The organism is Plantactinospora sp. BC1 (assembly GCF_003030345.1).
In the GTDB taxonomy this organism is placed as follows: Bacteria; Actinomycetota; Actinomycetes; order Mycobacteriales; family Micromonosporaceae; genus Plantactinospora.
Genome location: NZ_CP028158.1, coordinates 1,302,748 through 1,321,832 on the forward strand (window position 1 = coordinate 1,302,748; position 19,085 = coordinate 1,321,832).

The following is a 19,085-nucleotide window of genomic DNA, read 5'->3' on the forward strand; positions in this document are numbered from 1 at the left end:
GCGCCATTCGGTCCCCTGCGGCAGGAAGCCCGCGTGACCAGCACGGTAGACGTCACCGCCACCGAGCTGGCTATCCACTGCGACGACGGCACCCGCACCATCCGACGCATCACCAAGCAACCCCTCACCCAGACCGAAGCCCACCGACCCGCAAACAGCATCCAGTCACCGCATGACAACGAGCCAGCCTCCCGGGCCGGCGAATGTTTCAATCTGCACGTGGAAGAGCAGGAGATCTGGTTGCAGCGCCTACCCGCCGAGGTCAGAACCCAGGCACGACAGTTGGCAGCCGTACTGGAAGAACTCGGCTGCGCCGACCCCCACGGGTGGACCCGTTCCGAGATCGAGGAGAACCTTCCGCAGCTTGCCCGCTACCGATTCCTACGCACACTCTGGCCACGGATGATCGACGGCTGGCACGACGGCATCACAAACATCCCCGCTGCCAGGCGGGCCCTCGATGCGGGAGCAAGCCGGCCCGATCTCACCCAGCTAGCCCGAGCCGTGGCCTACGAAACAGTGTTCGCGATGCTCCAGCACCTCGGCGACGACGAGCGGGCCACCGCCGAGGTCCCGTCCTGGACGCTGGCCGAGATCAGCCGCACCGGCCACATCACCGGACGACAGCTCGACGGCCTCCACGAAGACCTCCTCGCCCTCGACCCCTCCGGCCGAGAAGGCCAGGACCTCTGGAGTTGGTAACAACCCCGCAAGGTCGACCCGAGCGCACAGATCACCTGTCAAACATCAGGTGGCACTGGGCAGCAGGGCAGGACCGAGAACCGCAGCTAGGGCGCGCCCAGCTCCTCCTCGGCGTAGAGCCGGGTGACGGTCTCGGCGACGCAGCAGGGCTTGCCGCCCCGCTCCGGCTCGACGGTGACCCGGAGGACCACCTGCGCCCCGCCACCGGCGACCGGATCCACCTGGAGCAGTTCCGCGCCGGCCCGAACCGCGTCCCCGGTACGCAGCGGCGCGGGGAAACGCACCCGGTTCAGCCCGTAGTTGATCGCCAGCCGGATCCGCTCGACCCGGTAGAGCTGACCGACCAGCACCGGCAGCAGGGAGAGGGTGAGGAAGCCGTGCGCCACCGTCGTCCCGTACGGGCCGGTGGCCGCCCGCTCCGGGTCGACGTGGATCCACTGGTGGTCCCCGGTGGCGTCGGCGAACGCGTTCACCCGGTCCTGCTCGATCCGGTGCCACGGGCCGGGTCCGAGCTGCTCGCCGACCGCTCCGGCGAGTTCGGTGAGGGAGGCGAAGGTCCTCATTCCAGATGCCCTCCGAGCTTGGTGTAACCGCGGAGCAGGTCCCGCGAGATGATGAGCCGTTGCATCTCGTCCGTGCCCTCGAAGATGCGCAGCAGCCGGACCTGCCGGTACCAGCGTTCGATCGGCAGTTCCCGGGTGTAGCCCATGCCGCCGTGGATCTGCATCACCCGGTCGACCACCCGGTTGACCATGCCGGCGCCGTAGAGCTTCGCCATCGAGGTGGCGTGCCGGGAGTCGCTTCCGGTGTCGACGGTCCAGGCGGCCCGGAGCACCAGCCAGCGGGCCGCCTCCAGCTCGGTCTCCGAGTCGGCGATCATCCACTGGATCGCCTGGTTGGCGCCGATCGGCTTGCCGAAGGTCTGCCGGGTGTTGGCGTACTCGATCGCCATCCCGAGGGCGCGTTCGGCGATGCCGAGGGCGTGCGACGGGATCAGGTAGCGTCCCTTGCCGATCCAGCGCATGCCGAGGGCGAAGCCCTGGCCCAGCTCGCCGAGGATGTTGCGGTGCGGCACGCGTACGTCGTCGAAGACCAGCGACGCCGGCCCGCCCTCCCCCATCGTCTGGATGGGTTCGGAGGTCCAGCCCATCGCCCGGTCCACCAGGAACGCGGTCGCGCCGCCCTCGTGCACCTTGCGGTCCGGGTCGGTCACCGCGACGACGATGGCGAAGTCCGCGTCGTTGCCGTTGGTGATGAAGGTCTTCTCGCCGCGCAGCACCCAGTCGTCGCCGTCGCGCCGGGCCCGCAGCCGGATGTTGGCCACGTCCGAGCCGGCGCCCGGTTCGGTGATGGCGAAGCAGGAGATCCGGTCGCCCTCGATGGTGGGGATCAGGAACTCCTCGCGCTGTGCCGGGTCGGCCTCGAAGAGGATGTTGTCCGCCTCGCCGCCGAACCGGAACGGTACGAAGCTGCGCCCGATCTCCGTCCAGATCAGCGACTGGGTGACGGCGGGCAGCGCCATCCCGCCGTACTCCTCGGGGGTGTCCAGGCCCCAGAAGCCGAACGCCTTCGCCTTGAGCTGGAGTTCCCGCAGCTCGTCGCGGCGCAGTCCGGGCTGGTGGGCACGTTCCCGGCGCAGCACCTCCGATTCCAGCGGCATCACCTCGTTGCGGATGAACGCCCGGGCGGTGTCCCGGATCGCCCGCTCCTCGTCACCGAGCGAGAAGTCCATGGTGTCGTCCTCTCCCCGAGCAGCGGTTAGCGTGCGCCGCCGTTGACGTAGAGCGTCTGGCCGCTGACGTAGGAGGCGTCGTCGCTGGCCAGGAAGGCGATCACCGCCGCGACCTCCTCCGGCTGGCCGACCCGGCGCAGCGGGGTCTGCTCGGCCGCGTACTTCTGGTGCTCGGCGGGAGTGGCGCCGACCCGCTCGGCGGTGGCCGCGGTCATCGCGGTGGCGATGTAACCGGGTGCGACGGCGTTGACGGTGATGTCGAAGGGGCCGAGTTCGATCGCCAGGGTGGCGGTGAGCCCCTGCACCCCGGCCTTGGCCGCCGCGTAGTTGACCTGGCCCCGGTTGCCGAGCGCGGAGCGGCTGCTGAGGTTGACGATCCGGCCGTACTTCGCCTTCACCATGTGCCGCTGCGCCGCCTGGCAGCAGTGGAACATGCTGGTCAGGTTGGTGGTGATCACCGCGTCCCACTCGTCGGCCGGCATCTTGAACAGCAGGTTGTCCCGGGTGATCCCGGCGTTGTTCACCAGCACGTCGAGCCGGCCGTACGCCGCGACGACCTCGTCGAAGGTGGCCGACACCGCCGCGCCGTCGGTGACGTCGCAGCCGTACCCGCTGGCTTTTCCGCCGGCCTGGATGATCTCCTCGGCGGTCTGCCGCGCCCGCTCGGCGGCCAGGTCGACGACGGCCACGGTGGCGCCCTCGGCGGCCAGTCGCCGCGCGGTGGCCGCACCGATCCCCTGGGCCGCCCCGGTGACGACGGCGACCCGGTCGGCGAATCTGCCCACGTTGCACTCCTCGCTGGTGACTTCGGGTGACCGGGAGCGCGTCTCGGAGCGAAGCGCCGCCCTGCCGGCAACCCGGGCCGGCGGTGTCCCGGCCGTTGCCCGCTAAACTAGCGCTGGAAGTTTTCCCGCGCCAGTCCCCCACCCGACCCCCCAGCCAATGGCCCGTCCATAGCCCCGAGCAGGAGGGCGACCGAGCATGCCGCGACCTCGTCAGGCCCTGTTGAGCCGGCAGCGGATCGTCGAGGCCGCCGCCGCGCTGATCGACGCCGAGGGGCTGGCGGCGCTCTCCACCCGCCGCCTGGCGACCGAACTCGGGGTACGCGGCCCGTCGCTCTACAACCACTTCGCCACCAAGGACGAGATCCTCGACGCGGTCGCCGACGCCATCACGGCAGAGGTCGACGTCTCCTACTTCGCCAGCCACGACTGGCGGGACGCGCTGCGGCTCTGGGGGCACTCCTACCGGCGGGCGCTCGCCGCGCACAGCAACATCGTGCCGTACCTGGCCCAGGGGCCGGGGCGGCGGCCGGCGGCGCTGGCGATGGCGGACGCCGTCTACGGGGGGTTGGTCAGGGCGGGCTGGCCGCCGGCCCGGGCCACCCACATCGGCGCGCTGATGCGCTATTTCGTCGCCGGTTCGGCGCTCGGCTCGTTCGCCCGGGGCTTCGTCGAGGACCCGCGGCTCTACGCCGCGCATCCGCACCTCGGTCAGGCACACCGGCTCGCCGAGCACCAGCGCAGCGTCGACGAGGGTGCCTTCGCGCTCGGCCTGGACGCCCTGATCGACGGTCTGGCCCGGACCTACGAGCGGATCGTCGGCCCGCTGCCACCGCTGCCGGAAACACCGCTGCCGGAAACACCGCTGCCGGAAAGCTGACCGGCGTCCCCGTCGCGGCCGGGGGTTCGCCGCGACGGGGACGCCGATCCGCTTGGCTGTCAGGTGTTGTTGGCCAGGGCCTTGGCTGTCAGGTGTTGTTGGCCAGGGCCAGCAGCCGGTCCCGGGCGCCGTTGAACCAGTCCCGGTCCACCGCGCCGGAGATCCCCGGCACGCTGCCGGTCGAGGTGTACTGCCACATCGTGTAGAAGCCCCAGCCGGCGGGCAGGGCGCCCGGCGCGCTCGCCCAGCGGGCGATCCACAGCGGACTCGTGCCGGCGAAGCCGGAGTAGTTGCCGGTGCAGCTGCTCCACCAGCTCGTGGTGGTGTAGATGACGGCGTGCCGGCCGGTACGCGCCCGGTAGGTGTTCAGGAAGTCGCGGATCCAGGCGACCATGCCGCTCTGGGAGAGCCCGTGGCAGCCGGCCTCCAGGTCGAGCGCGCCGGGCAGGGTGAGGTTGTCCGCCGACCAGGCACCGCCGTTGCTGGCGAAGTAGTTGGCCTGGGCGGCGCCGCTGGAGGCGGCCGGGCGGGCGAAGTGGTAGGCGCCCCGGATCACCCCGGCGGCGTGCGCGGCCGGATAGTTGGTGTTGAACCGCGAGTCCTTGAAGGTCGTGCCCTCGGTGGCCTTGATGTAGGCCCACTGGATGCCGGCGTTGCGCACGCTGGTCCAGCTGATCGCGCCCTGGTAGTGCGACACGTCGATGCCGGGGGTCGTCGCGGCCTGGGCGGGGCCGGCGGTGACCGCGAGGGTGGCGGCGACCAGCGCGGCCACGGTGAGCACGGAGCTGAGCAGGTGGCCCGGGCGGTTGGCCCGGCGTCCGGAGTCGCTCATCGATCCTCCCGATGGGGGTATGGAGGGTATCGACGCCCATAGTTGAAGATATCTGTCTATGATCACAAGAGGTTTCGTAGTTAATTTTCCCGATCAGTCCGCCGGCTCGGCGGCGCACGGCCCGTCGTGGTCGGCCCGCGACGCGCAGCGGCGACCACCGGGCAACAGCAGGTCACAGCAGACCCGATGGTGTACGTGCGGTGCGTCCTCCGCGCAGACCGTGGCCCGCCCCGCCTCGATCTCCGGCAGGAAACCGATCGACCGGGCGAGCGCGTACGCCAACTCGACCGCCCCGGCGAGGTCGGCACTGGTCGCCGGGAGGCGGATCAGATACCGGGGTGCCGCCCCGTCCCGCCCGCCGGATGCCGGTGCCGCGTCCCGGGGCGACGGATCGAGGACCCGGTCGGCGATCTGGTTCGGTGGCGTACGGCGCCGCGCCGGCACCGGGCCGCCGATCGTTCTCAACAGGCGCATCGGACTCACGCTGATTCCTCTCCGCAGAACTGTCCGGCATTGGAAGGGGCGACCCGGCCCGATTGCCGAGCGGGCCGGGTCGCCCCGCCCTGACACCGCAGCCTTTCCGGCGGTACGGCACCAGGGCTGTCCGAGGGTGGATCGGTCGATTGAGTAATGCTCGGGGTCGCGCCCCGCCACCTTTCCGTGATAGGTATTCGGCAAGTCGGTTCGGAGCCGGGGTCGTGACCCGATCCCGACGCTCTAGTGGAGACCCGACGAGGTCCGGTAGTGCGGCTGCCACCCGCGACGCCCGCCCTCGTCACCTTCTCGGCTGTTGGCCCAGCCGCGGTTGCCGTGCTTGCACCGGAGTTTCCCGGGGGCCGGTGATCACCCTTCACCCGGAGACCACGTTTCCAGCGGCTCCGGGATTGGTGCAAGAGACACCAATTCCCTGACTGCGGCCAATCGCGTCCGAAAGGTGGATCATGCCGACGAGAAACGAATCCTTCGTGCAGACCCTGCGTGCCCAGTGGCTCGGGCAGCAGATGCGCCAGTTGCGCGAGCAGCGCGGCTTCACCCTGAAACGCGCCGCCGAATTCCTGGAGCGCGACTACTCCTCGGTCGCCCGCTGGGAACGGGCCGAGTGGCCGTTCCGGCGTGGCGTGGTCGTCTCGCTGCTCGACCTCTACGGCGAGCACGATCCGCGTACCCGGGCGCACCTGATCCAGCTCGCCGAGGACGCCTGGCGGACCGACCGGTGGGACGACGACTACGACGAGATCGTCGACGCCTCGTTCATCGACTTTCCCTGGCTGGAGACCCGGGCCGAGCAGATCTGCTCCTTCGACGCGATGCTGATGCCGGGCCTGATGCAGACCCCGGAGTACGCCGAGGCGGTGATCCGCAACGCCGAGGGGAAGCGGGCCACCCCGTTCTCGGTGGCGAAGTGGATGCAGTTGCGGCTGGACCGGCAGCGGGTGCTGGAGCCCGATTTCGGGGTCACCGTCTCGGCGGTGATCGACGAGAGCGTGCTGCGCCGCCCGGTCGGCGGCCCGGCGTTGATGCGCGGCCAACTGAAGCACCTCGGCGAGCTGCTGCGCCGGCCCAACGTGCAGGTCCGGGTCCTCCCCGCCACCGTCGGCCTACACCCGGGCCTCGACGGCTCATTCGTCCTGTTCAGAATGCCGAAGCCCTACCCCGAAGTGGCCTACGCGGAGACACTCGGCGGCCGGCTCTTCATGGAAGCGCCGAAATCCAAACGGTACGCGGAGGCGTACGCTCGGTTGCAGCAGATGGCGCTCGACCCGACCGGGTCGGCGAGGCTGATCGCGACGATCGCAGAGGAGCTGTGATGAGCGAGTCCCTGCCGGCGGTTGCCTGGCACATCAGCACGAAAAGCAACAGCAACGGCGGGAGCTGTGTCGAGGCGGGTCCGCTGCTGGACGGCTCCGGCCGGGTCGCCGTACGGCACAGCAAGGCACCGGACGCGGCGGTGATCGTCTACACCCGACCGGAGTGGGACGCCTTCCTGGCCGGCGCCAAGGAGGGCGAGTTCGACTTCCCGCCCGCCTGATCCCGGCGCCCGACAGGCTCCGCTCAGCCACTCGACGGCGCGGTCGGGTCAGAGCGGGACGGCGCCGGGCCGCCCATCCTCCACCACGTACGACGCGAGCGTACGGACGTCCGCGTCGGGACTGGTCACCTGACCGCGCCAGCCCTCGGTGCGTACCGCCCGGACGTCGGTACGCCACCGCTGCCGGTCGAGCTGGCAGAGCAGGTAGCCGCGGTCGTACCCGGCGAAGTAGCGCACGTGCGGCATCTCGGCGGCGATCAGAGCCCGGGTCCCCGCCTCCTCCCCGGCGGTCGTACCGCGACTGCTGATCGCGGCGCCGGTGAACTCGGTCGCCACGGTGGGCGACCCGGGATCGTCGAAGTCGACCCTCAGGTCGCTGAAGATGTTGACGTGGATGTCACCGGAGAGCATCACCGGGTTGCGGACGCCCCGAACGGCGATCGTGTCGAGCAGCCGCGTCCGGCTCTCCGGGTAGCCGTCCCACTTGTCCGCCGAGAAGGTCTGACCGGGGCCGGGCTGGTAGTCGAAGCGGGCCATCAGGACCTGTGCGGTGGTGACGTTCCACCGGGTGCCGGCGTTGGCGAGGCTTCCGGTCAGCCATGCCTCCTGCGCGGCGCCGAGCATGTCTCCCGGGGCGCGGTAACTGCGGGTGTCGGTGATGTTGAGCCGGAGCAGGTCGCCCACGGTGAGGCTGCGGTAGAGCCGGAACTGCGGGCCGGGGCGGGCGGCGGGGCGCAGCGGCAGGTGTTCGTAGTACGCCTGCCGGGCCGCGGCCAGCCGGGCGGCGAAGACGGGATCGGCGGCCTGGCCGCCACCCCAGTTCGGGGCGACCTCGTGGTCGTCCCAGGTGAGTGCCCAGGGCACCGCCGCGTGCGCCTGCTGCAACTGCGGGTCGGTCTTGTAGAGGGCGTGCCGCAGCCGGTACTGCTCCAGCGTGTGCGGCTCGGCCCGGACCGGCTCCGGCGGCAGCGCGGCGCGGGCATAGCCGGGGGTGTCCTCGGTCCCCTGCGGGGTGATCTCGCCCCCGTAGAGGTAGTCGCCGAGGTGCAGGACGAGGTCGATCTCCTCCTCGGCGATGTGCCGGTAGCCGGCGTAGTAGCCGTTCTGCCAGTCCTGACAGGAGACCACCGCGAACCGGTACGCCGAGGGTGCCGAGCCGTACCCCGGAAGCGTGCACGCCCGCCCCGCCGGACTGATCCGGCTGCCGACCCGGAACCGGTAGTGGTACGGCCGGCGCGGCGCCAGTCCGGTGACCTCGACATGCACCGAGTGCGCCCAGTCGGCGACCGCGGTCGTGGTGCCGCTGCGGACGATCCGGCGGAATCCCGCGTCCTCGGCGACCTGCCACTGCACCCGCACCGGCCCCGGCGGCATGCCCCCGCCCGGTTCCAGGGGCTCGGGTGCGAGCCGGGTCCAGAGCACGAACCCGTCCGGCGCGGGGTCCCCGGAGGCGACGCCGAGGGTGAACAGCTCCGCCGGCACAGTCGGCCGCACCCGGCGGGTCGATGCCGCCGCCGGTCGTCCCGCCGCCGCCACCAGACCGGCCGCGGTACCCGCGACGAGTACGCCCCGCCGGGTCAGCTTGGAAGTCATGACCGGCACGGTAGCCGCGCTATCTAGATAGCACAACCATCTAGCATTCAGGCCGAGGATGCGCACCAAACCACGACGGACCGGACCGGACCAGACCGGAGCACGATCGACGGCGGCGGCCCGCGCCAACGCCGCGTCAGCCGCGCGTCGGCGACTCCGCTACTCTCGGTGATCGGCCGCTGCTCAGCCTCGGGCCCGGAACGGGGCGAGGGTGGCCCGGATCTGGTCGCCCGCGCCCCAGTCGTCGTCGAACTGGGCCAGTACGGCAAGGTGCTGGCGGAGCTGGACGATCGGCATCCGGACCTGCCAGTCGGCATCGAGGGAGGTCAGCTCGGCATAGACGTCGAAGAACCGTTTCGCCTCGGGCGGCGGCGAGGTGGACCAGACGTGGGCGAGGTCGACCTCGGCCCACATGTAGGAGACCGCCGGATCGATCAGCGCCGGCCGCCCGTCCGGAGTGGCCAGGATGTTCTGTGCCCACAGGTCACCGTGGGTCAGGCAGGCCGGCCGCTCCGGCAGCAGGTCGGGCAGCCGGTGGCAGAGCCGCTCCAGCGCCGCCCGGTCGTCGCGGTCGAGTGCCGCCTCGACGCGGGGCTCCCCCAGCCATCGAAGCAGCCGGTGCTCGGCGAAGAACGCGAAGCCGTCGTCACGCCAGGTGTTGAGCTGCCGGCGGCGGCCCAGCCAGTTGTCGCGGTGCCAGCCGAAGCGCGGATGGGTCGTACTCGTGTGCAGGCGGGCGAGCATGTGCGCGAACCGCCCCCAGAAGGTCTCGCTGCGCGGCCTCGGCCGCAGCACCGACAGGACCAGCAGTTCCCGGTCCGCCAGGACCACCTCGGGGGTCGCCACGCCGCCCAGCTCGCGCAGCGCGGCCAGCCCCTCGGCCTCGGTGACGAAGACGTCGTCGGCCGGCGCCTCGGCGAACGCCTTGACGAAGACCGGCGGCGCGTCCCGGCGGGTGGCGATGCCGGCGAGCGCCGCCACCCCACCCGTCGCCGGCTCCACCGTGACGACGTCCCGCATCCCGGCCCCGTGCATACGCTCCAGCAGGAACGTCGTCGAACTCGTCACGACAGGCTCCTCCCTGCACGGCCGCCAGCCCGCCTGATCTTGCTGCTGGCCTGCCAGATCTTAAGGCGAGCGCGGACAGCGGCCGGAGCCGGTGCGTTTCCGCGCAGCCGTCGACGCCGTCGACACTGAAGCGATGACCACCGAATGCTCGGGCCGACCTGCCGGCCACCCCACGTCCACCCCGGCCGGCCCGAGGCGCGGGTCAATGCTGCGCGGGATCGCCACGATGATCGGCAGCGGTACGAGCAACCAGGTCGGAGCCGCCGTGGGTGCGCACGCGTTCGGCACGCTTGGCCCGGCCGGCGTCGTCGCGGTACGCCAGTTCGTCGCGGCGGCCGTACTGTGGCCGGCGGCCCGCCCGAACCTGCGCCGCTTCACCTGGGCGCAGTGGTGGCCGACGCTGCTGCTCGGGCTGGTCTTCGCCACGATGAACCTCAGCCTCTACACCGCGATCGACCGGATCGGGCTCGCGCTGGCCGTCACCCTGGAATTCCTCGGCCCGCTCGCCGTCGCCCTGGCCGGCTCCCGGACCCGACTCGACCTGCTCTGCGCGGCGGGCGCCTGCCTCGGCGTCTACGTGCTGGTCCTGCCCGGCCCGGCCAGCGACTACCTGGGCGTGGGGCTCGGCCTGCTCGCGGCGGCGTGCTGGGCGGCGTACATCCTGCTCAACCGGCTGCTCGGCGCCCGGCTGCCCGGCCTGGAGGCACCGGCGGCGGCGACCCTGGTGTCGGCGACGCTCTACCTGCCGGTCGCGGCGATCCTGCTCGCCCGGGGACGCCTGGAGGGCACCGCCATCCTCTACGCGGTCGCGGCGGGCGTGCTCAGCTCGGTCGTGCCGTACGCCGCCGACCTCGTCGCCCTGCGTACCGTTCCGGCCCGGCTCTTCGGAGTGTTCATGAGCGTGCACCCGGTACTCGCCGCGCTGGCCGGCATCGTGATCCTCGGTCAGCTCCTCGCACCGCACGAGTGGGCCGGGATCGCCGTCATCGTGACGGTCAACGCCCTGGCCGTGCACTCCGCGTCGACACCACGCCCCAGGTCGACGGCGCGGCATCCGCTGCCGTCGGCGGCGCGGCACCCACTGCGGTCAGCGGCGGAGCGGCGCCGGGGGCGGTCAGCGGCGTCGCATGGCGTACCAGGCCGCGCCGGCCACCACGACGGCCAGCGGCACGAGGCAGCAGACGAGGGTCAGGAGATGCCACGGCTTGATAGCGCCCATGGCGGGTGACCCTAGTCGACGGATCGGCGTCGGGTGCGGCAGGCTACCGCCGACCCCACCCGACGCGCACGGTGCATCGACGCCTCAGCGGGCCCCGGCACCCGATTCCTGGTGCGCGGTACGCAGCGCCGAGAGGAACGCCTCGACCGGCTGCGCACCGGAGATGCCGTACCTGCGGTCCAGCACGAAGAACGGCACGCCGTTCGCACCGAACGCCCGGGCCTGCGCGATGTCCGCCTCGACATCCTTGGCGTACTCGTCGCCGGCCAACACCCGGCGGGCCGCCTCGGCCGGTACTCCGACGTCGGTGCCGAGCCGGACCAGGGTCTCGGGGTCGTCGACGTTCTCCGCCTCGATCAGGTTGGCCCGCATCAGCCGCTCGTGCAGCTCGGTGCCGAGCCCGTACTCCCGGGCGAGGTGGGTCAGCCGGTGCGCGTCGAAGGTGTTCGCCATGATCGACCGGTCGAGGTGGTAGTCCAACCCCTCCTCGGCGGCGAGCGCGGTCACGTGCCCCTGCATCGCGGCGACCTGGGCCGGCGAGGCGCCGAGCTTTTCCCGCAGCGCCTCCGGAACGGGCCGGGGCTCGCCCTTCGGGTAGGACGGGTCGAGCTGGAAGCTGCGCCAGACGACCTCGACCTCGTCGGCGTGCTCGAACTGCCCGAGCGCCGTCTCCAGCCGCCGCTTCCCGAGGTAGCACCACGGGCAGACGATGTCGGACCAGACTTCGAGTTGCACTGATCTTCTCCTCGGTTCTACCGGCAGGTTCCGTCCGAGCACACCGGGGCGTCGTCACCGCCGGTGAGCATCACCAGCCCCGGGACCGCCGGAAGCGGTGCCGGCTCTGTCGGCTCGTCACCTGGTACGTCCGGTTCGGCGGCCGGTCGGGCAGCCGACCCGGCTGCCGCCAATTCCGCCTCCGACCTGGTCAGACTCATCAAGGCTCCCTTGCTGCTCCTTCTCGGTAACCCGATGTGCGTCGGGTTCATTCCAGGGGTGCGGCCCGGGACACCAGGCCACATCGGTGACGTCGAGTTCGCCCAACTGCTCCGGGTCGGCGACCGCGTCCACGGCGATGATCCGACCGTTGCCGACGACGAAGCTGATGGCGATCCGGACCCGGCCGCCGACCACCACCACCGCACCCGGCGCGCCGTCGATGACGGCCGCCCGCGCGCCCTGCGCCCGGCCGGCGAAGAAGCCGGCGACCTGCTCCGCGCCGCGCATCTCGGCACGGCCGCCGAGCCGGACGGCGGCGCGGTCGGCCCGGATCACCACGTCCGGGTCGAGCAGGGTGAGCAGCGTGCTGACCTCGCCGCCGCGTGCGGCGGTGAAGAAGGCGTCCACGATCTCGCGCTGGCATGGCAGGTCCGCCTCCGGAGTGGCCGGCGCGGCGCTGGCCCTCGCCGAGTCGGCCACCCGGCTGGCCGACCGGGCCGACGCCGTACCGGACGAGATCTGGGCGGACGCGGCCAAGCACTTCGACGAGCGGGAGCTGGCGGCCCTGGTGCTCTGGATCGCCACCACCAACTTCTTCAACCGGATCAACGTCACCACCCGGCAGCCGGCCCCGCAGAACTGGGGCTGACCGGCGTACATGGTCCGGAAGTTCTCCGTAACTTTCGGTCACGTCCCTCCGGATCTCGGGTACCCGACCGTCGTTCCGGCCGACGCGCCGCTGTCCCGACCGGTCAGCCGACGCACTGACCTGCTGAAACGATCTCGGAGCGAATCGCTACCAGCAGAGGGTTTCCGCAATATTTCCGGGAAGCGTTGACATGTGACCGGAAGCCGACCAATACTGTCGCCATCAACAGACCTCCATATCTGTCGATGGCTCACCACCACGGATCGCTCCTCCGGTCGTCGACCGCGCGACGACCGGTCCACCACCACCACCGCGCGTACGACTCCGACGTCCCACGCCCGTCACGGGCCACCGGCGGCCCCGCCGGGGGCGTACCGCGCTGCTGGCCCCGCGCCAGCCGTCCGAGGAGGATGCAAGTACATGAACGACCTGAACCAGACCCCCACCAGACCGAGAGGACGCGGCCGCATGCGGCTGCTCCTCGGTGCCACCTGCGCCGCAGCGATGGCCGTCGCCGGCACGGTGGCGGTCAGCACTCCGGCACACGCCGAGGCCGACCGGACCCTCACCTCGAACGCCACCGGCACGCACAACGGGTTCTACTTCTCGTTCTGGAAGGACAGCGGCAACGCCAGCATGACGCTGCGCGAGAACGGCCGGTACTCCAGCTCGTGGAGCAACAGCACCAACAACTGGGTCGGCGGCAAGGGTTGGTCCAGCGGTAGCCGGCGGACGGTCAGCTACTCCGGCACCTACAACCCGGGCAACAACAACACCTACCTCGCCCTGTACGGATGGACCCGAAGCCCGCTCATCGAGTACTACGTCGTGGAGAACTTCGGTAGCTACAACCCGAGCAGCGGCGCCACCCGGCTGGGCACCGTCACCACCGACGGCGGCACCTACGACATCCTCCGCAGCCAGCGGGTGAACCAGCCGTCGATCGACGGTACCGCCACGTTCTACCAGTACTGGAGCGTCCGGCAGCAGAAGCGCAGCAGCGGCACGATCACCTTCGGCAACCACATGGACGCCTGGGCGCGCGCCGGCCTGAACCTCGGCACCAGCTGGGCCTACCAGGTCATGGCGACCGAGGGCTACCAGAGCAACGGTAGCTCCGACATCACCGTCCGGGAGGGCGGCGGCGGGTCCAACCCGGGCCCCAACCCGACCACCCCGCCGCCTGGTGGCGGAGGCAACTGCTCGGTCAGCGTGAGCCGCGCCGACGAGTGGAGCGACCGGTTCAACGTGAACTTCTCGGTCAGCGGCGCCAGCAACTGGGTCGTCAGCATCCGCACGAACGGTAGCCAGAGCCTCCAGAACAGCTGGAACGCCTCGGTCAGCGGCAGCAGCGGCACCCTGACGGCACGCCCGAACGGCAACGGCAACAACTTCGGGATCACGCTCTACAAGAACGGCAACAACACCACACCCACCGCGAGCTGCTCAACCGGCTGACCCTGGGTGGGGTGGGATGCGGTGCCGACGGTGACTCGCGGCGCGGATTGACCCGAACACCGGAACACCGCTCCTGTGGCGCGGCGGCCATCGGCCGCCGCGCCACACTGCTGTTTCCGGCTAGGCTCCCGGCGTGACGAGGATCAGCCAGATCTCGCTCGGGGTGACCGACGACAAGCGGGCCGGAGAATTCTGGCGGCAGGCGCTCGGCTACGTACGCCGGCCACCCCGGTACGCCGGGGACGACTGGATCGTCCTCGAACCGCCCCCCGGTGTCTCCGGCAGCGCCATCGCGATGGACGTCAGCGAGAGCCCCGCCGAACGATTCCCCCGGATCCACCTCGACCTCACCGCCGACGACCGCGACCTGAACGAGGAGGTCGACCGGCTCGTCGCACTCGGCGCCCGGCGGGTCGACTGGCCCCACTACCCCACCGACGCCGACCCGGAGCCACCGGGAGCCCGCCTCCGCTACGTCGTACTGGCGGACACCGAGGGGAACGTCTTCTGTGTGGAGGAAGGCGCCCGCTGATTCCGGCCACACCACGTCGGCCGGTCAGTCGTCGGGTGGGCAGAGCAGCACGCAGCCGCTGGGCAGCAGCGGCAGCCCGGACGGCAGCAGCGACGGCAGTACCGGCGGCAACGGCAGCGGCAGCACCTGCCGGTCGGACGGGCTCGCCGGTGGCGGCTGCGCCGGACCGGACCGCACCGTCGGCGGTGCGGCGCCGCCAGGGGTACGCGCCGGAGCCGGCGTACGCCCCGGAGCGGGTGTGGTCGGCGCCGGTCGCTCCGGTGTCGACGGCTCGCCGGCCGGCGCCTCCGAGCGGTCCGCCACCCCGGGCAGCCCGAGCCGGACCCGCTCGATCTCGGTACGCAGCCGCCCGGCCTCCGCCGGGTCACGGATCTCCGTCACCTGCACGGCCGCCCGGTCCAGTTCGGCGCGCGCCTGCGCGTAGCGCTGCTCCGCCAGCGCCTCCCGGGCGAGTTGGATGGTGTGCTCGGCGGCGCGGACCGCGGACCGGTCCGGATAGACCGCCGCCGCGACCGGCCAGAGCGGACTGGCCGGCCCCGCGTGGTTGACGCCGAGGCCGAGCAGGGCGGTCACGACGACACCGACCACACCGGAGAGGACGAGCCGGCGGAGGAGCCGGCCGGGGCGCAGCGGCGGGCGGGACCCGGCTGGCCCGGAGCCGTCGCGGGCGGAGCCGGATGGCGCGGCACCGGGGCGCCCGGGAGGCGTCCGGCCGGCGGCCACACCGGGGCGCGGCCGGCGGGCGGGGACCGCCGGACGGGGCGGGCGAAGGCCGTCCGGACGCGTTCCAAGCCGACGCGGCGCGCCATCGGCGCCGAGGGCGGGCAGGTCGGCGGGGCCGAGGGCGGGCAGATCGGCGGGTCCGAGCGCAGGGAGGTCGTCCAGGCCGAGGGCGGGCAGATCGTCGAGGTCGAGGGCGGGGAGGTCGTCGAGGTCGAGGGCGGGCAGATTGGCGAGGTCGAGGGCGGGGAGGTCGGCGTCGAGTTCCGCGCGCCAGGCGGCGAGCGCCCCGGCCAGCGGGTCGTCGCCGGGCACCGGTCCGCCCCGCCCCAGCGCGTCGAGCAACAACTCGTCGGCGTCGACCACCGCCGGACCGGGGTCGGTCGTCGGATCGAGGTGCGGGTCCTCCCGACCGGTCAACGTCCCATCCCGCCCCGGCACGGCGTCGCTGCGCGCGTCCGTACCGTCGTCTCGCTCTGCTCCGCTTCGCAGCGTACTCATGCGGCGACCTCGTCCAGGGCGGTGCCGGCCAGCGCGCGGAGCCGGGCCAGCGCGCGGGACTGGGTCACCCGGACCGCGGCGGCCGACATCCCCACGATGACGCCGACCTCGTCGGCGGTGAGGCCGACCGCCACCCGGAGCAGCACGATCTCCCGGTGCACCTCGGGGAGCCGGGCCAGCAGCGCGGAGAGCCGGCGGGCGAGGTCGGTGGCGACGGCCCGCTGCTCGGGGCCGGGTTCGGCGTCCGGCTCGTCCGGCAGCGGGGCGTCCGTGGTGACCGCCGAGTCGCGGATGGCGGCCCGCTGCGCGTCGGCGACCTTGTGCGCGGCGATCGTGTAGAGGAACGCGGAGAAGGGCCGGCCCTGGTCCCGATAGCGGGGCAGCGCCCGGAGCACTGCCAGGCAGACCTCCTGGGCCACGTCGTCGGCGGTGGCGTACGCGCCGCCGATCCGGCCGAGCTTGGCGCGGCAGTACCGGACCAGGCCGGGGCGGACCTCGGTGAGCAGTGCCGCCGTCGCCTCGGGGTCACGCCGAGCCGCACGTGCGACGAGATCTGTCTCGGGTGCTGCGGTCATCTATGCGGTCGCACCTTCGTCGGGGCCACACCTTCGTCCGGCACCACGCCTGGAGTTACCGGCGGGTCAACCGCACCGTATCGGGAGCCGCCGGATCGCACCACCGCCGGGGTGCGCTCCGCCGGGCCGGCGGGCTCGACGGCGTACCCACGGAAAGTGGTCGAAGAATTACCGGCCCTCGCTGTTACGCGCGGCGTGCCCGACGCGATGTCCACCAGAGACGGCGGTGGACGGACGGTCCACCGGGAGTTGCGGCGGGCGGGTGCGCGGATGGGCGTCGAGGTACGGGTCGAGGGGCTGACGAAGTCCTTCGGCGGGCAACCGGTCTGGTCCGACGTCAGCCTGACCCTGCCGGCGGGCGAGATCTCCGTGCTGCTCGGCCCCTCCGGCACCGGCAAGTCGGTCTTCCTCAAGACGCTGGTCGGGCTGCTGAAGCCGGACCGTGGGGCGATCTGGATCGAGGGCCGGGACCTCCCCCGGCTCTCCGAACGCGCCCTCTACGAGGTCCGCAAGCTCTTCGGCGTGCTGTTCCAGGACGGCGCGCTGTTCGGCTCGATGAACATCTACGACAACGTCGCCTTCCCGCTGCGCGAGCACACCCGCAAGTCGGAGTCCGAGGTCCGGGCGGTGGTGCACGAGAAGCTGGAGATGGTCGGGCTGCTCGGCGCGGAACGGAAGCTGCCCGGCGAGATCTCCGGCGGCATGCGCAAGCGCGCCGGGCTGGCCCGGGCGCTGGTGCTGGATCCGCAGATCATCCTCTTCGACGAGCCGGACTCCGGGCTCGACCCGGTGCGCACCGCCTATCTCAACCAGCTCATCATCGACCTCAACCAGCGGACCGGTGCGACGTTCCTGATCGTCACGCACGACATCAACACCGCCCGCACGGTGCCGGACAACATCGGGCTGATCTACCACGGTCGGCTCGCCATGTTCGGGCCGCGCGAGATGCTGCTCTCCAGTACCGAACCGGTGGTGCGGCAGTTCCTCAACGCCCAGCGGATCGGCCCGATCGGGATGGCCGAGGAGAAGGACTCCGACGAGTTGGCGGCCGAGGCCGAGGCAGGGGTCGAACTGCCGCCGCTGCCGCCGATCCCGCTGCAACTCGCCCCCTCCGACGGGCGGTCCCGCCCGGCCGAGCAGCCGCCCGGCCGGTGGTGCGAGGAGCACGGCGTCACACCGCCGGCCGGCTCGTTCCAGGGTGTGCAGGGCAGCGTCTGGCAGCCGACCGAGGCGCTGCGATGAACCCGCCGACCGGCACCGGGCGGATGAACCCGCCGACCGGCACCGGGCAGACCGGTCCGGCCCGGGTCACCGCCGGGCTGCGCGGCTCCGGCCACTTCTTCGCCTTCTGCCTCGACGCGCTGCGCGGGCTGGTCCGGCGGCCGTTCCAGGTCCGCGAGTTCGTCCAGCAGGCCTGGTTCATCAGCTCGGTGTCGATCCTGCCGGCCGCGCTGGTGGCGATCCCGTTCGGTGCGGTGATCGCGCTACAGCTCGGTTCCCTGGTACGCCAGCTCGGCGCCCAGTCCTTCACCGGCGCCACCTCGGTGCTGGCCGTGGTGCGCGAGGCCAGCCCCATCGTGACCGCGCTGATCATCGCCGGGGCGGGTGGCTCGGCGATCTGCGCCGACCTCGGCGCCCGGAAGATCCGCGAGGAGCTGGACGCGATGCAGGTGCTCGGCATCGACCCGGTGCACCGGCTGGTGGCACCCCGCATCGTCGCCGCCGCACTGGTCGCGGCGCTGCTCAACGGGCTGGTCAGCGTCGTCGGGGTGGCCGGCGGCTACTTCTTCAACGTGGTGATGCAGGGCGGCACCCCGGGGGCGTACCTGGCGAGTTTCCAGGCGCTGGGTCAACTCTCCGATCTCGTCGTCGGCGAGGTGAAGGCGCTGCTCTTCGGCGCGGTGGCCGCGCTGGTGGCGTCGTACCACGGGATGACGGCGCGGGGCGGGCCGAAGGGGGTCGGCGAGGCGGTCAACCGATGCGTCGTACTCACCTTCATGCTCCTCTTCGCCCTGAACTTCGTGATCACCGCGATCTACTTCCAGCTCGTACCGCAGCGGGGGATGTGAGATGCCGATGCTGCGTACCCTGGACAACCTCGGCGGCCAGCTCGCCTTCTACCTGCGGGCGTTCGCCTGGACGCCACGGACGCTGCACCGCTACCGCCGCGAGGTCGTACGACTCCTCGCCGAGATCAGCTTCGGTCGGGGTGCCCTCGCGGTCGCCGGTGGCACGGTCGGGGTGATCTGCTTCCTGACCTTCTTCACCGGCACCGAGGTGGGTCTCCAGGGGTACCAGGCGCTCGACCAGCTCGGCAGCAGCGCCTTCACCGGGTTCGTCTCGGCCTACTTCAACACCCGGGAGATCGCGCCGCTGGTCGCCGGGCTGGCGCTGTCGGCGACGGTCGGCTCCGGTTTCACCGCCCAGCTCGGCGCGATGCGGATCTCGGAAGAGGTCGACGCCCTGGAGGTGATGGGGGTGCCGTCGCTGCCGTTCCTGGTCACCACCCGGATGATCGCCGGTTTCGTCGCGGTCATCCCGCTCTACGTGGTCGGCCTGCTATCCAGCTATCTGGCGACCAGGAGCATCGCGGTCTTCTACTTCGGACAGTCGGCGGGCACCTACGACTACTACTTCCACCTCTTCCTGCCCCCGGTGGACGTGCTCTGGTCGTTCGGCAAGGTGCTGGTCTTCAGCGTGATCGTGGTGCTCGTGCACTGCCACTACGGCTACCACGCCAGCGGCGGGCCGGCCGGGGTCGGCATCGCGGTCGGCCGCGCGGTGCGTACCGCCATCGTGGCGATCAACATCGTCGACTTCTTCCTGTCGCTGGCCATCTGGGGCGCGACCACGACCGTACGGATCGCGGGGTGA

At 71.7% G+C, this 19,085-nt stretch carries 22 protein-coding genes; 11 read left to right on the forward strand and 11 right to left on the reverse strand.

Annotation, left to right across the window (positions count from 1 at the left end; genetic code table 11):
- Nucleotides 1-33 precede the first annotated feature (33 nt).
- Entirely contained in the window at nt 34-702 is a 669-nt protein-coding gene (locus tag C6361_RS37500; protein ID WP_199853254.1) for a hypothetical protein, read from the forward strand.
- 86 nt (nt 703-788) lie between these two features.
- Here the strand turns inward: C6361_RS37500 and C6361_RS05360 are convergent, their stop codons facing one another.
- From C6361_RS05360 to fabG, 3 genes are read right to left on the reverse strand one after another with little or no spacing between them, the layout of a single operon-like run.
- Nucleotides 789-1,265: a MaoC family dehydratase gene (locus C6361_RS05360; RefSeq protein ID WP_107256066.1), complete on the reverse strand. Its 477-nt coding sequence runs from the start codon at nt 1,263-1,265 to the stop codon at nt 789-791.
- Complete coding sequence (locus tag C6361_RS05365) at nt 1,262-2,434, reverse strand: acyl-CoA dehydrogenase family protein (RefSeq protein ID WP_107266963.1); 1,173 nt, start codon at nt 2,432-2,434, stop codon at nt 1,262-1,264. The genes C6361_RS05360 and C6361_RS05365 overlap by 4 nt, the downstream gene beginning before the upstream one ends.
- Nucleotides 2,435-2,460: 26 nt before the next feature.
- On the reverse strand, nt 2,461-3,219 hold the full coding sequence (gene fabG / locus C6361_RS05370; protein ID WP_107266964.1) for a 3-oxoacyl-ACP reductase FabG: 759 nt from the start codon (nt 3,217-3,219) through the stop codon (nt 2,461-2,463).
- Between the two features lie 196 nt (nt 3,220-3,415).
- On the opposite strand from fabG, the gene C6361_RS05375 reads away from it, so the two are divergent.
- A complete protein-coding gene (locus C6361_RS05375; protein WP_107266965.1) occupies nt 3,416-4,096 on the forward strand; it encodes a TetR/AcrR family transcriptional regulator C-terminal domain-containing protein in 681 nt (226 codons plus the stop codon).
- Between the two features lie 88 nt (nt 4,097-4,184).
- On the opposite strand, the gene C6361_RS05380 is transcribed toward C6361_RS05375, so the two are convergent.
- Both C6361_RS05380 and C6361_RS38045 read right to left on the reverse strand, forming a co-directional pair.
- Nucleotides 4,185-4,928 carry a GH25 family lysozyme gene (locus tag C6361_RS05380; RefSeq protein ID WP_107266966.1) on the reverse strand — a complete coding sequence of 248 codons (744 nt, stop codon included), beginning with the start codon at nt 4,926-4,928 and terminating at the stop codon, nt 4,185-4,187.
- 93 nt (nt 4,929-5,021) lie between these two features.
- Entirely contained in the window at nt 5,022-5,402 is a 381-nt protein-coding gene (locus C6361_RS38045) for a hypothetical protein (protein ID WP_234359337.1), read from the reverse strand.
- A gap of 467 nt (nt 5,403-5,869) precedes the next feature.
- Between C6361_RS38045 and C6361_RS05390 the strand changes: the two genes are divergently transcribed.
- A complete protein-coding gene (locus C6361_RS05390) occupies nt 5,870-6,736 on the forward strand; it encodes a helix-turn-helix transcriptional regulator (protein WP_107266967.1) in 867 nt (288 codons plus the stop codon).
- Entirely contained in the window at nt 6,736-6,957 is a 222-nt protein-coding gene (locus C6361_RS05395) for a DUF397 domain-containing protein (RefSeq protein WP_107266968.1), read from the forward strand. The genes C6361_RS05390 and C6361_RS05395 overlap by 1 nt, the downstream gene beginning before the upstream one ends.
- Before the next feature lie 48 nt (nt 6,958-7,005).
- Here C6361_RS05395 and C6361_RS05400 read toward each other — a convergent pair whose 3' ends face one another.
- Together C6361_RS05400 and C6361_RS05405 are read right to left on the reverse strand one after the other, a co-directional pair.
- The gene (locus C6361_RS05400; RefSeq protein ID WP_107266969.1) at nt 7,006-8,550 is read right to left on the reverse strand and encodes an alkaline phosphatase; all 1,545 of its coding nucleotides are present in this window, start codon (nt 8,548-8,550) and stop codon (nt 7,006-7,008) included.
- Between the two features lie 183 nt (nt 8,551-8,733).
- Entirely contained in the window at nt 8,734-9,618 is an 885-nt protein-coding gene (locus C6361_RS05405; protein ID WP_234359338.1) for a fructosamine kinase family protein, read from the reverse strand.
- Nucleotides 9,619-9,823: 205 nt separating this feature from the next.
- Here C6361_RS05405 and C6361_RS05410 point away from each other — a divergent pair, with 205 nt between their 5' ends.
- Nucleotides 9,824-10,846 carry a DMT family transporter gene (locus C6361_RS05410; RefSeq protein ID WP_234359339.1) on the forward strand — a complete coding sequence of 341 codons (1,023 nt, stop codon included), beginning with the start codon at nt 9,824-9,826 and terminating at the stop codon, nt 10,844-10,846.
- A 75-nt stretch (nt 10,847-10,921) separates the two neighbouring features.
- On the opposite strand, the gene C6361_RS05415 is transcribed toward C6361_RS05410, so the two are convergent.
- Nucleotides 10,922-11,572: a DsbA family oxidoreductase gene (locus C6361_RS05415; protein WP_107266972.1), complete on the reverse strand. Its 651-nt coding sequence runs from the start codon at nt 11,570-11,572 to the stop codon at nt 10,922-10,924.
- A gap of 117 nt (nt 11,573-11,689) precedes the next feature.
- Nucleotides 11,690-12,181: a hypothetical protein gene (locus C6361_RS05420; RefSeq protein WP_159079189.1), complete on the reverse strand. Its 492-nt coding sequence runs from the start codon at nt 12,179-12,181 to the stop codon at nt 11,690-11,692.
- Here C6361_RS05420 and C6361_RS05425 point away from each other — a divergent pair.
- From C6361_RS05425 to C6361_RS05435, 3 genes are all read left to right on the forward strand, one after another.
- Nucleotides 12,165-12,422, forward strand: coding sequence for a carboxymuconolactone decarboxylase family protein (locus C6361_RS05425; protein WP_234359340.1), 258 nt, complete (start codon nt 12,165-12,167; stop codon nt 12,420-12,422). The two genes, C6361_RS05420 and C6361_RS05425, sit on opposite strands and share 17 nt — an antisense overlap.
- Before the next feature lie 468 nt (nt 12,423-12,890).
- Nucleotides 12,891-13,880 (forward strand): glycoside hydrolase family 11 protein, encoded by a 990-nt coding sequence (locus C6361_RS05430; protein WP_234359341.1) that lies wholly within the window; start codon nt 12,891-12,893, stop codon nt 13,878-13,880.
- A gap of 133 nt (nt 13,881-14,013) precedes the next feature.
- Nucleotides 14,014-14,412: a VOC family protein gene (locus C6361_RS05435; RefSeq protein ID WP_107266974.1), complete on the forward strand. Its 399-nt coding sequence runs from the start codon at nt 14,014-14,016 to the stop codon at nt 14,410-14,412.
- A 24-nt stretch (nt 14,413-14,436) separates the two neighbouring features.
- On the opposite strand, the gene C6361_RS05440 is transcribed toward C6361_RS05435, so the two are convergent.
- Entirely contained in the window at nt 14,437-15,633 is a 1,197-nt protein-coding gene (locus C6361_RS05440; protein ID WP_159079190.1) for a hypothetical protein, read from the reverse strand.
- Entirely contained in the window at nt 15,630-16,208 is a 579-nt protein-coding gene (gene shbA, locus C6361_RS05445; protein WP_107256080.1) for an RNA polymerase sigma factor ShbA, read from the reverse strand. Before shbA ends, C6361_RS05440 begins: the two co-directional genes overlap by 4 nt.
- Nucleotides 16,209-16,415: 207 nt before the next feature.
- Between shbA and C6361_RS05450 the strand changes: the two genes are divergently transcribed.
- Genes C6361_RS05450 through C6361_RS05460 form a run of 3 tightly spaced genes read left to right on the forward strand, consistent with a single transcriptional unit; the run spans nt 16,416 to nt 19,085 of the window.
- A complete protein-coding gene (locus tag C6361_RS05450; protein WP_304598525.1) occupies nt 16,416-17,453 on the forward strand; it encodes an ABC transporter ATP-binding protein in 1,038 nt (345 codons plus the stop codon).
- 23 nt (nt 17,454-17,476) lie between these two features.
- Nucleotides 17,477-18,280 carry an ABC transporter permease gene (locus tag C6361_RS05455; RefSeq protein ID WP_107270750.1) on the forward strand — a complete coding sequence of 268 codons (804 nt, stop codon included), beginning with the start codon at nt 17,477-17,479 and terminating at the stop codon, nt 18,278-18,280.
- 1 nt (nt 18,281) lies between these two features.
- The gene (locus C6361_RS05460) at nt 18,282-19,085 is read left to right on the forward strand and encodes an ABC transporter permease (RefSeq protein WP_107266977.1); all 804 of its coding nucleotides are present in this window, start codon (nt 18,282-18,284) and stop codon (nt 19,083-19,085) included.

Excerpts from the sequence above, each read along its gene's own strand:
- C6361_RS05360 (WP_107256066.1), bottom strand. The coding sequence starts at position 1,265 with ATGAGGACCTTCGCCTCCCTCACCGAACTCGCCGGAGCGGTCGGCGAG.
- C6361_RS05365 (WP_107266963.1), bottom strand. The coding sequence starts at position 2,434 with ATGGACTTCTCGCTCGGTGACGAGGAGCGGGCGATCCGGGACACCGCC.
- C6361_RS05375 (WP_107266965.1), top strand. The coding sequence starts at position 3,416 with ATGCCGCGACCTCGTCAGGCCCTGTTGAGCCGGCAGCGGATCGTCGAG.
- C6361_RS05380 (WP_107266966.1), bottom strand. The coding sequence starts at position 4,928 with ATGAGCGACTCCGGACGCCGGGCCAACCGCCCGGGCCACCTGCTCAGC.
- C6361_RS38045 (WP_234359337.1), bottom strand. The coding sequence starts at position 5,402 with ATGCGCCTGTTGAGAACGATCGGCGGCCCGGTGCCGGCGCGGCGCCGT.
- C6361_RS05390 (WP_107266967.1), top strand. The coding sequence starts at position 5,870 with ATGCCGACGAGAAACGAATCCTTCGTGCAGACCCTGCGTGCCCAGTGG.
- C6361_RS05395 (WP_107266968.1), top strand. The coding sequence starts at position 6,736 with ATGAGCGAGTCCCTGCCGGCGGTTGCCTGGCACATCAGCACGAAAAGC.
- C6361_RS05400 (WP_107266969.1), bottom strand. The coding sequence starts at position 8,550 with ATGACTTCCAAGCTGACCCGGCGGGGCGTACTCGTCGCGGGTACCGCG.
- C6361_RS05410 (WP_234359339.1), top strand. The coding sequence starts at position 9,824 with ATGCTGCGCGGGATCGCCACGATGATCGGCAGCGGTACGAGCAACCAG.
- C6361_RS05430 (WP_234359341.1), top strand. The coding sequence starts at position 12,891 with ATGCGGCTGCTCCTCGGTGCCACCTGCGCCGCAGCGATGGCCGTCGCC.
- C6361_RS05440 (WP_159079190.1), bottom strand. The coding sequence starts at position 15,633 with ATGAGTACGCTGCGAAGCGGAGCAGAGCGAGACGACGGTACGGACGCG.
- shbA (WP_107256080.1), bottom strand. The coding sequence starts at position 16,208 with ATGACCGCAGCACCCGAGACAGATCTCGTCGCACGTGCGGCTCGGCGT.
- C6361_RS05450 (WP_304598525.1), top strand. The coding sequence starts at position 16,416 with ATGTCCACCAGAGACGGCGGTGGACGGACGGTCCACCGGGAGTTGCGG.
- C6361_RS05455 (WP_107270750.1), top strand. The coding sequence starts at position 17,477 with ATGAACCCGCCGACCGGCACCGGGCAGACCGGTCCGGCCCGGGTCACC.
- C6361_RS05460 (WP_107266977.1), top strand. The coding sequence starts at position 18,282 with ATGCCGATGCTGCGTACCCTGGACAACCTCGGCGGCCAGCTCGCCTTC.